6 protein-coding genes and 1 riboswitch are annotated in these 5,287 nt (G+C 31.5%); all 6 genes read left to right on the forward strand.

The genetic code is table 11. The annotated features are described in order from the left end of the window. Positions 1 to 16: 16 nt before the first annotated feature. The 6 genes from KHW44_RS06080 to folE all read left to right on the forward strand — a co-directional run bounded on the left by KHW44_RS06080 (position 17) and on the right by folE (position 5,205). Positions 17 to 901: a DNA-3-methyladenine glycosylase gene (locus KHW44_RS06080; RefSeq protein WP_304067221.1), complete on the forward strand. Its 885-nt coding sequence runs from the start codon at positions 17 to 19 to the stop codon at positions 899 to 901. A gap of 178 nt (positions 902 to 1,079) precedes the next feature. Then, positions 1,080 to 1,364: a co-chaperone GroES gene (locus KHW44_RS06085; protein WP_002836581.1), complete on the forward strand. Its 285-nt coding sequence runs from the start codon at positions 1,080 to 1,082 to the stop codon at positions 1,362 to 1,364. 13 nt (positions 1,365 to 1,377) lie between these two features. After that, a complete protein-coding gene (gene groL / locus KHW44_RS06090; protein WP_002836579.1) occupies positions 1,378 to 2,997 on the forward strand; it encodes a chaperonin GroEL in 1,620 nt (539 codons plus the stop codon). A 105-nt stretch (positions 2,998 to 3,102) separates the two neighbouring features. Continuing rightward, on the forward strand, positions 3,103 to 4,221 hold the full coding sequence (locus KHW44_RS06095) for a YcjF family protein (RefSeq protein ID WP_002836578.1): 1,119 nt from the start codon (positions 3,103 to 3,105) through the stop codon (positions 4,219 to 4,221). Next, the gene (locus KHW44_RS06100; RefSeq protein ID WP_002836577.1) at positions 4,214 to 4,429 is read left to right on the forward strand and encodes a hypothetical protein; all 216 of its coding nucleotides are present in this window, start codon (positions 4,214 to 4,216) and stop codon (positions 4,427 to 4,429) included. The genes KHW44_RS06095 and KHW44_RS06100 overlap by 8 nt, the downstream gene beginning before the upstream one ends. Positions 4,430 to 4,458: 29 nt before the next feature. After that, positions 4,459 to 4,547: riboswitch (THF riboswitch) on the forward strand. 103 nt (positions 4,548 to 4,650) lie between these two features. Beyond that, a complete protein-coding gene (gene folE / locus KHW44_RS06105; RefSeq protein ID WP_094203750.1) occupies positions 4,651 to 5,205 on the forward strand; it encodes a GTP cyclohydrolase I FolE in 555 nt (184 codons plus the stop codon). Positions 5,206 to 5,287: the final 82 nt, after the last annotated feature.

Consider the following 5,287-nt stretch of genomic DNA (forward strand, 5'->3'; position numbering starts at 1 on the left):
TACGCGGATGGTATTAATGCAAACACAAATAGAATTTAATGATGAATTAAAACTTACTAAAATTAAACAATCATCTTTTAACCCTACCCACATTTTTGAATGTGGGCAGGCGTTTAGATGGTACAAAGAAGATGATATGTCATACACAACTGTTGATGGGGACATGTACTGTAATGTAAGTTTGGTTGGAGATTACGTTTATATTAAGAACTGCACAGAAGATGATTACTATAAAAAATGGGAAAATTATTTTGATTTGAAAACTGACTATTCAGAAATTAAAGAAAAATTATCATTTAATGAAACTTTGAAAAACGCATTAGAATATGGTAATGGAATCAGAATATTGAACCAAGATAAATTCTCTACAATAATTTCGTTTATTATATCAGCTAACAATCAAATACCTAGAATTATGAAATCGGTAAATATAATTTGCGAAAATTACGGTAAATTATTGGGCGAATTTAACGGTAGAAAATTGTATTCTTTTCCTAAGCCTGAAGATTTAGCAAAAGTACCAGTGGAAGAAATGAGAGAAGTGTGTCGCGTTGGATTTAGAGATAAAAGAATTGTAGATGTGGCAAAAATGGTTGCAAATGACGAATTTGATATTTTGGGAATAGATAATTTATCAAATGAGGAATTAAGAAAAGAATTAATCAAACTTCCAGGAGTAGGACCTAAAGTTGCCGATTGTATAATGCTTTTCTCATACAATAGACACAATACATTTCCCGTTGATGTGTGGATAAAAAGAGTTATGGAGTATTTGTTTATAAAGGAAGAAACAAATAAAAATTTGATTGCAAAGTACGCAGATGATTTGTTTGGAGATTATGCTGGATATGCACAGCAATATTTATTCTACTATGGAAGAGAAAATACAATCGGAAAATAATTTTCAGAATTTCATCATAGAAAATAGAATTAAAACAAGAAATATCAAAATAATCTGAGCTATTTGATTTTAAATACTAATAAATACGTTTGATTAAAACAAAAACGTGGTTTATTATATAAGAGGATTAACACTCAACAGGTTAGAGTGCTAACAAAAGATTCTGAAGGAGGATATCATGAATTTAAAACCTATTGGTGATAGATTAGTATTAAAAAAACAAGAAAAAGAAGAAGAAAAAACATTCTCTGGAATAGTTCTCCCATCTTCAGCTAAAGAAGCTCCTGTTTATGCAGAAGTTTTAGCTATTGGATCTGAAGTAGAAGAAGATGAAAAAATGAAAGGCAACATTAAAGTTGGAGATAAAGTTATATACTCAAAATACGCTGGAACAGAAATAAAACTAGAAGACACAGAATATATCTTAGTTAAATATGAAGATATTCTAGCAGTTGTAGAATAGGAGGATAAATTTTATGGCAAAACAAATCAAATTTTCAGATGATGCTCGTAAAAGCATGGTAGAAGGTATTAATAAATTATCAGATACAGTTAAAGTTACATTGGGACCAAAAGGTCGTAATGTAGTTTTGGATAAAGAATATGGTGCACCATTGATTACAAATGACGGTGTTTCAATTGCAAGAGAAATTGAACTTGAAGATGAATACGAAAACATGGGTGCACAATTAGTAAAAGAAGTTGCTACTAAAACAAATGATGTAGCAGGTGATGGTACAACTACTGCTACACTTTTAGCACAAGCAATTATTAGAGAAGGTTTGAAAAACTTAGCAGCTGGTGCTAATCCAATTGTTTTACAAAAGGGTATCAGAAAAGCTGTTGAAAAATCTGTGGAAGCTATTAAATCTAGAAGTCACAGTGTTACAACAAAAGAAGAAATAGCAAATGTTGGTAGCGTATCAGCTGCAGATGAAACTATTGGTAAACTAATTGCAGAAGCTATGGAAAAAGTTGGAAACAATGGTGTAATTACTGTTGAAGAATCAAAATCTATGGGAACTACTTTAAATGTAGTAGAAGGTATGGAATTCGACAGAGGATATGTATCTCCTTATATGGTTTCTGATTCAGATAAAATGGTAGCAGCAATGGAAGATCCATTTATTTTAGTTACTGACAGAAAAATTACAAATATCCAAGATATATTACCATTATTAGAACAAGTTGTTCAACAAGGTAAGCCATTATTTATAATTGCAGAAGATGTTGAAGGTGAAGCATTAGCAACTTTAGTTTTAAATAAAATCAGAGGAACATTCAACTGTGTAGCTGTAAAGGCACCAGGATTTGGGGACAGAAGAAAAGAAATGCTTGAAGATATTTGCATTTTAACTGGAGCTCAATTAATCACAGAAGATTTGGGAATCGAATTGAAAGATGCATCATTTGATATGCTAGGACGAGCAAGAAAAGTAAATGTATCAAAAGACAAGACAACTATTGTTGACGGAAATGGTGAACAATCTAAGATTGAGGAAAGAATTAACCAAATTCAAAACAGAATTCCTGAAACTGATTCTGAATATGATAGAGAAAAACTTCAAGAAAGATTAGCAAAATTATCTGGTGGAGTTGCTGTAATTGAAGTTGGAGCAGCTACAGAAACAGAATTAAAAGAAAGAAAATTGAGGATAGAAGATGCACTTGCAGCAACAAGAGCAGCAGTTGAAGAAGGAATTGTAGCTGGTGGTGGAACGGTTCTATTGGATGTTCTTGAAGAAGTTGAAAAACTTGTCGATGAAGTTGAAGGCGATGAAAAAACAGGAGTTAAGATAATTCTAAAAGCGTTAGAAGAACCTGTAAAACAAATCGCAATTAATGCTGGAATCGACGGATCAGTTATAGTTGAAAATGTTAAAAACAAAGACAAAGGAATTGGATTTGATGCATACAAAGGTGAATATGTAGATATGTTAAAAGCTGGTATTGTAGATCCAACAAAAGTAACATTATCTGCATTACAAAATGCAGCATCTGTTGCAAGTTTATTATTGACAACAGAAGCAGCAGTAGTTTCTATAAAAGAAGACGAACCAGCTATGCCTCAACCAGGTCCTGGCGCATATATGTAGACAAATTAAAGGTGAGGATATATTCCTCATCTTTTTTTATGCAATGAAGTAAAAATGTTAGTTGAAAATGAATATCGGGTATATATACATTAAGTTGGTGAGATAATGAATAATTACGATTTAATAAATGAAGTGCTTGGCAAAACAAGTGAAGAAATACAAAAAATGAGTCCAATCAATATTTTATTGGTTGGAAAAACTGGAGTTGGCAAATCGACTTTAATTAATGGAATGTTTAGAGATAATTTGGTAGAGACAGGTGTAGGAAAGCCTGTCACTAAATATTTGCAAAAAATTACTAAGGAAAATATTCCTATTAATTTATACGATACTCAAGGACTCGAACTAAACTCACAAAATCAAAGAGAAGTCCTAACAGAAATAACAACTTTATTAAAAGATTTAAAACATCAAGGGGAAAAAGATAAAATTCATTTGATATATTATTGTATTAATTCAAATGGATCTAGGATAGAAGATTCTGAAATAGCTCTTATTAATTCTTTAAAACAATATGCACCAGTAATCATAGTCTTAACGCAATCACTAGGAGAAAATTCTGAACAATTAAAAGACTATATTCAGAATTTGAATTTGGATGTGGCAGATGTTATCGAAATACTCGCAAAACCATACAGAATTAACGATATGGTTATTGAAGAAAAAGGATTGAAAGAACTGATGACTAAAAGTTTTGAACTTTTAGATGAGGAAATTAAAAATTCTTTTATTAATGCCCAACATGTCGATATTGATTTAAAAGCAAAAACGGCAAGACGTTGGGCAAAAAGATATATAAAAACAGCTTTTGGAATTGGATTTGTTCCTATACCTTTCTCAGACGCGTCTTTATTAGTGCCTATGCAAATTGGAATGATAGCTCACATTAATTCTATTTTTGGAATATCAATGGATAAGCAAAGAGTTGCCTCAATCATAGCTGCTATAGGTGGAACTGGAGGAGCTACTTTTGCGGGAAGATTCATAGTAACGAATGCGTTGAAGTTTATTCCGGGAGTAGGTAGCTTAGCTGGTGGATTAATATCTGCAGCGACTGCGTCTATAATGACCACGGCGTTAGCGATGAGTTATATAGAAGTTTTGAGTTATATTGCTAAAAGAGAAAAGTTGGGAATTAATATGGATTTTTCTGAAATTGAAAAATTAATGCAAAAAACTTATACAGAATATTTGAAGAATAGGAAGAAGAAAGACGATGAATGATTTAACAAAAAAAGATTTTATTGAAAAATACAAAGATGGGAATTTTGATTTTGCAGTTCAAAATACTTGTAGAGCTGTAGAATACGCAAAGTTAGAAGATTGTTTTAATGTAGCAGAAAGAAATAGGGAGCCATCTGATATAATAATTTATGAAGATGACGATATGATTGATTATTTTCACTTTGATGGATTAAAATATCAAGATTAAAAAACACATAAGTGTGGTATAATAATAATTACAGAGTAGGGTTGATGCGTTTAGTGTAATGGGATAGGGAGTTGCCCATTAACGAAATTATTGCGATATCAATGCCGCTTCCGCTGATAATATGAATTAGTGGGAGCATTATCTTTGAAACATAGGATAATGCTTTTTTTGTGGAGCACTCTCGGGTGCTCTTATATTTTTTATAAATGAGAGGGATTTTAATGGATAAAGAAAAAATTGAACAAGCAGTGTCAATGATAATAGAAGCTATTGGTGAAGATCCAAACAGAGAAGGATTATTGGAAACACCTCAAAGAGTGGCTAGAATGTACGAAGAAATATTCAGTGGATTAAATCAAAATGCGAAAGTGCATTTGTCGAAATCCTTTGAGATAGTTGATGACAATATGGTAATAGAAAAGGACATTCCTTTTTATTCAATGTGCGAACATCACTTACTACCATTTTGGGGAAAGGTTAATATTGCTTATATTCCTGATAAAAGAGTTGCTGGTTTATCAAAATTAGCTAGAACTGTTGACGTGTATTCAAAAAAACCACAATTACAAGAACGTTTAAATATTGAAATAGCTGATGCATTAATGGAATATTTAAATTGCAAAGGATGTTTAGTAACTATTGAAGCTGAACACATGTGTATGAATATGAGAGGCGTTAAAAAACCAGGTACTTCAACAATGACTTCTGTAGCAAGAGGAGCTTTTGAAGAAGATTTGGATTTGAAAAACGAAGCTTACAGATTAATGGGATTATAATGAAAAATACTGACATTGTCCTTAATCACAATTTATTTAATGAAAAAATAAATAAAATTGAAGATGATGAGAAAACTCGTGT

The organism is Finegoldia magna, assembly GCF_018371055.1.
In the GTDB taxonomy this organism is placed as follows: domain Bacteria; phylum Bacillota; class Clostridia; order Tissierellales; family Peptoniphilaceae; genus Finegoldia; species Finegoldia magna_I.